The organism is Psychrobacillus sp., from assembly GCF_056205495.1.
The window spans coordinates 1-4,242 of sequence record NZ_JBAEAP010000394.1 but is presented as its reverse complement, the minus strand read 5'-3'; the positions used below and the strand labels follow the sequence as shown (position 1 = coordinate 4,242).

At 38.6% G+C, this 4,242-nt stretch carries 6 protein-coding genes; 5 read left to right on the top strand and 1 reads right to left on the bottom strand.

Going from position 1 to position 4,242, the window contains the following annotated elements; translation table 11 throughout:
• The 5 genes from phaZ to AC06OU_RS11655 all read left to right on the top strand — a co-directional run.
• On the top strand, positions 1-684 hold a 684-nt coding region (gene phaZ / locus AC06OU_RS11675), incomplete at its 5' end, for an intracellular short-chain-length polyhydroxyalkanoate depolymerase (RefSeq protein WP_475855956.1).
• A gap of 2 nt (positions 685-686) precedes the next feature.
• Positions 687-1,427, top strand: a complete 741-nt coding sequence (gene fabG, locus AC06OU_RS11670) for a 3-oxoacyl-ACP reductase FabG (protein WP_475855954.1) — start codon at positions 687-689, stop codon at positions 1,425-1,427.
• Between the two features lie 18 nt (positions 1,428-1,445).
• Entirely contained in the window at positions 1,446-2,930 is a 1,485-nt protein-coding gene (locus AC06OU_RS11665; RefSeq protein ID WP_475855952.1) for a class I adenylate-forming enzyme family protein, read from the top strand.
• A gap of 57 nt (positions 2,931-2,987) precedes the next feature.
• A complete protein-coding gene (locus AC06OU_RS11660; RefSeq protein WP_475855950.1) occupies positions 2,988-3,410 on the top strand; it encodes an acyl-CoA thioesterase in 423 nt (140 codons plus the stop codon).
• Positions 3,411-3,412: 2 nt separating this feature from the next.
• Entirely contained in the window at positions 3,413-3,718 is a 306-nt protein-coding gene (locus AC06OU_RS11655) for a hypothetical protein (protein ID WP_475855949.1), read from the top strand.
• 314 nt (positions 3,719-4,032) lie between these two features.
• Here the strand turns inward: AC06OU_RS11655 and AC06OU_RS11650 are convergent.
• On the bottom strand, positions 4,033-4,242 hold a 210-nt coding region (locus AC06OU_RS11650; RefSeq protein ID WP_475855948.1), incomplete at its 5' end, for a YciI family protein.

Sequence of the window (4,242 nt, the reverse complement as noted above, 5' to 3'; positions counted from 1 at the left end):
GGGATAAAGGATTTTTCAAATGATCTAAAAAATTTTGTCGACCACCTTTCCCTTAAGAAGTTTGACTTGATTGGCTGGTCTACTGGGGGCGCAGTATGTATGCAGTTTGTTGCTGATTTTCCTGGGTATTGTGAAAAGTTGGTTCTATTGTCGTCAGCGTCCACCAGAGGATATCCATTCTTTGGGACGAATCCAGATGGCACGCCTAACTATAATGAAAGACTACAGACGATAGAGGAAATCGAGAATGATCCATCTAAAACGAAGGCGATGCAAGGATTGTATGATACAAAAAACAAAGAGGGCTTAAGGGCTGTATGGAATGCTGCAATCTATACACAAAGGAAACCGAATGAGCAATTATATGAAGAATATCTAGACGATATGCTGACACAACGAAATTTAGCTGATGTGTATCACAGCTTAAATATATTTAATATTGGTAAAGAGCATAATGGAGCCGCAAAAGGAACCAACCAGGCTAAGGATATAACCATACCAGTTCTTGTTCTTCGTGGAGATCGAGATTATGTAGTATCAGAGCAAATGACACAAGAAATCGTTGCAGATTTGGGTGACAATGCTACATATATCCCTTTAGTTAACTGTGGCCATTCTCCCTTAATTGATGATTTGGAGCAATTGCTAAGTGCTGTCGAACCATTTTTAAAGGGGGAAAAATAATTATGAGACTTCAAGATAAAGTAGCAATTATTACTGGAGCCGCTAACGGTATTGGATCCGCGGCTGTTCAACGGTTTGTTGAAGAAGGAGCAAAAGTAGTTTTGGCTGATTTCGATCAACAGGCAGGCACATCTCTAGAAAATGAATTAAGAGAACAAGGTTATTCGGCATTCTTTATCCAAGTAGATGTGGCAGATCGAAAAAGTGTTGATGCAATGGTGGAACAAACGATTGAACGGTTTGGAGAGATTCATATTTTGATAAATAATGCAGGGATCACTCGTGATGCCATGCTAACTAAAATGACAGAAGAAGATTTTAGTAGAGTGTTAGATGTAAATCTAAAAGGTGTATTCAATTGCACGCAGGCTGTTGTTCCATACATGGTAGCAAATCAGTATGGAAAAATTATTAATACTTCCTCCGTTAGTGGAGTTTATGGAAACGTAGGTCAGACCAATTACGCTGCTTCAAAGGCTGCGGTCGTAGGAATGACGAAGACATGGGCAAAAGAACTAGGAAGAAAAGGCCTCAATGTGAATGCAGTAGCCCCGGGGTTCACTTTAACGAAAATGGTAGCGAAAATGCCTGAGAAAATTATTGAACAGATGCAGTCTGTTGTGGCTCTCCAACGTTTAGCAGAACCACGCGATATTGCAAATGCATATTTGTTTTTAGCCTCCGATGAATCTAGTTATGTTCACGGGCATGTACTACAAGTAGATGGCGGTATCATGATGTAAGGAAAGGGTGTTGCCAAGATGTTATCTGAACAAGCATGGATTTATAAAAGGGCTATCCTCTCTCCAACTAAGAAGGCTTTAATAGATAGTAGTAGCGGCAAGGAATGGACCTATGAAACATTATGGGAACAAGTAAGTGGATGGGCGAACTATTTTGAGCAACAAGGATATAAAGCTGGGGAGAGAATCGTGGTTCTTTCTCATAATAGAATAGAACTATTTGCATTATTGTTCGCCTGTGGTTTGAAAGGACTTATCTATGTGCCGTTAAATTTCCGGTTAAGCACCAAAGAATTACAATATATACTAGATGATTGTTCGCCGGTGGCCGTCATTTACGATGACGAGCATAGATACTTAAGTACATTTTTCCCTACCTTTAAAACAATTATTTTGTCGGGTATAACACTCTCCAATAATAATGACTTCCATCTAAACACGGATTGGAAACCGGATGATCCTTGGCTCATTATTTATACAGGCGGGACAACTGGAAGTCCTAAGGGAGCAGTACTATCCTTTGACAATGTCAATTGGAATGCGATTAATACAATCATCAGCTGGGGATTAAACGAAGAGGACTGTACATTAAACTATATGCCTATGTTTCATACTGGAGGACTAAACGCATTATGCATACCTATTTTAATGGCGGGGGGTACCGTGGTCACAGGCAACAAGTTTCAAGCAGAGGAAGCTTTAAAATACTTGGACTCCTACAAGACTACTCTGTCTTTGTTTGTGCCGACGATGTATCAAGCAATGTTAGAAACAGAGTATATCAATAAGTCGCTGTTCCCTACAGTTAAGTGTTTTTTATCCGGTGGAGCGCCTTGTCCTCACACAATCTATAATAAGTTTGAAGAGATTGGAATTTTGTTTAAAGAAGGCTACGGTTTGACGGAGGCAGGACCAAACAACTTTTTCGTCCATCCAGAGAAAGCTATGCTTAAAAAGGGGACAGTAGGCAAGTGTATGCAATTCAATGAAGTAAAAGTAATAAACGAAAATGGGGAACCTTGTCAACCAAATGAAGTAGGTGAGCTATACGTTTCAGGGAGACACGTTTTTAAGCACTACTGGAATAATGATGGGGAAACGGAAAATACATTTGAGGGTAAATGGTTAAAAACTGGAGACCTTGCAATCTTTGACGAGGATGGTGATTTCTTTATAGTGGGTCGTAAAAAGGAGATGATTATTTCAGGAGGAGAGAATATTTATCCTTTAGAGATCGAGCAACGCCTTGCGGAGCATCCTAATGTAAAGGAAGCAGCTGTACTTGGATTAGAGGATGTAAAATGGGGAGAGTGTGTGACTGCATTTATTTCTTATGCTAATTCAGCTGTGTCAGAGCAGGAGCTAATCGATTATTGTAAAGTAACGCTAGGAAGCTATAAGGTTCCTAAGAAGATTTATTTTCTAGAAGAATTGCCGAGGACAGATGTAGGTAAAATTAATAAGAAACTATTAAAAGAGATGGCTTTAAAAGCTGTGGAGTAACACTTTCCAGCTTTTTTTGCTATCTTTTTGTATAATAGAGGTTGAGGTGACTAAGAAATGTTTATAAGTGATAAAGAAATTGAAGTACGATACGCAGAGACCGATCAAATGGGAGTAGTGTATCATGCAAACTATTTAGTTTGGTTAGAGATGGGACGAACTCAGCTTATACAAGATTTGGGTTTCTCTTATGCAGGTTTAGAGAAGGATGGATACTTATCACCAGTAACCAATGTAAATATCAATTATAAAACACCGGTAAAGTACGGGGATAAAGTAAAAGTACGAACATGGATTGAAAAGCATGGAAGACTAAGAACAACCTATGGTTATGAAATTGTACATACAGATGGCACACTGTCTTCTACCGCAACGACGGAGCATGTAGTCGTTCGAAAAGAAGATTTTAGACCAGTATCACTTGCGAAGATAGATGCAGCTTGGGACAATAAATATAAAGAAATCGTGAAGGAATCTTAACTGTGGCTTTTGGTATTAATAGAGATGAGCTAAAAAATTGGAAACAGTCAGTGGAAAACAAGGAAATCGCTTTTCTTACTCACTATTGGTTGGATGAACGCTTTCCAGGATGCAAAACGGTTACTAAGGTTGGATGTAGCGATATTAATAAGCTCATCGAATGGGGAAAGCAGTATGACTTAAAGGAAGAATGGATTGACTATAAGGAAGGTTACCCCCATTTCGATCTTTTTGGTAAATATGAACATGAGATTATGGAAAAAGAGAATTTGTTGGAGCAGCTAGAAAGGTTTCGTCCAGAAAAATAATCTCTTTTGAATATATTAACGTATAAAAAAAGGTCACCAGAAAAAGGTGGCCTTTTTTTATGTTTTATTTGTTCAATACATTTTTGTTAATTTTTTTATTGAGGAGACCATTTATCAGGAGGATGCCAGTCAATAAAAAAAAGAAAGCAATCGAGTAGTTGAGAATATTTTTCTCAATCTCCAGTACGTTTAGAAGATATAGAAAAATAATGCTCCAGACGATGAAAAGAGTTATTTTCGTAATGACCACCACCTGGCTCTCATTTAATTCTTTTTTATGGACATTTTCATTTAGTTGGATGCTCTCTCGTCTTTTAAAATACTTGACGTAATTCAATCTGACCTTCGCCATATCCTTGAGGGTCAGGCATTTGCATCGCCCACTTAACCGCTTCTTCTTTGGATTCCACTTCAATCAGTATAAACCCTGCAGTTAAATCTTGTGTTTCCGTAAATGGACCTTCCGAAACCACTGGCTTTTCACCAGGTATAGGGAATGAGAGGCGAATCCCATTGGAACTCGG

What these genes read in the sequence shown, in the direction of transcription:
- fabG (WP_475855954.1), top strand. Translation starts at nt 687, where the DNA reads ATGAGACTTCAAGATAAAGTAGCAATTATTACTGGAGCCGCTAACGGT.
- AC06OU_RS11660 (WP_475855950.1), top strand. Translation starts at nt 2,988, where the DNA reads ATGTTTATAAGTGATAAAGAAATTGAAGTACGATACGCAGAGACCGAT.
- AC06OU_RS11665 (WP_475855952.1), top strand. Translation starts at nt 1,446, where the DNA reads ATGTTATCTGAACAAGCATGGATTTATAAAAGGGCTATCCTCTCTCCA.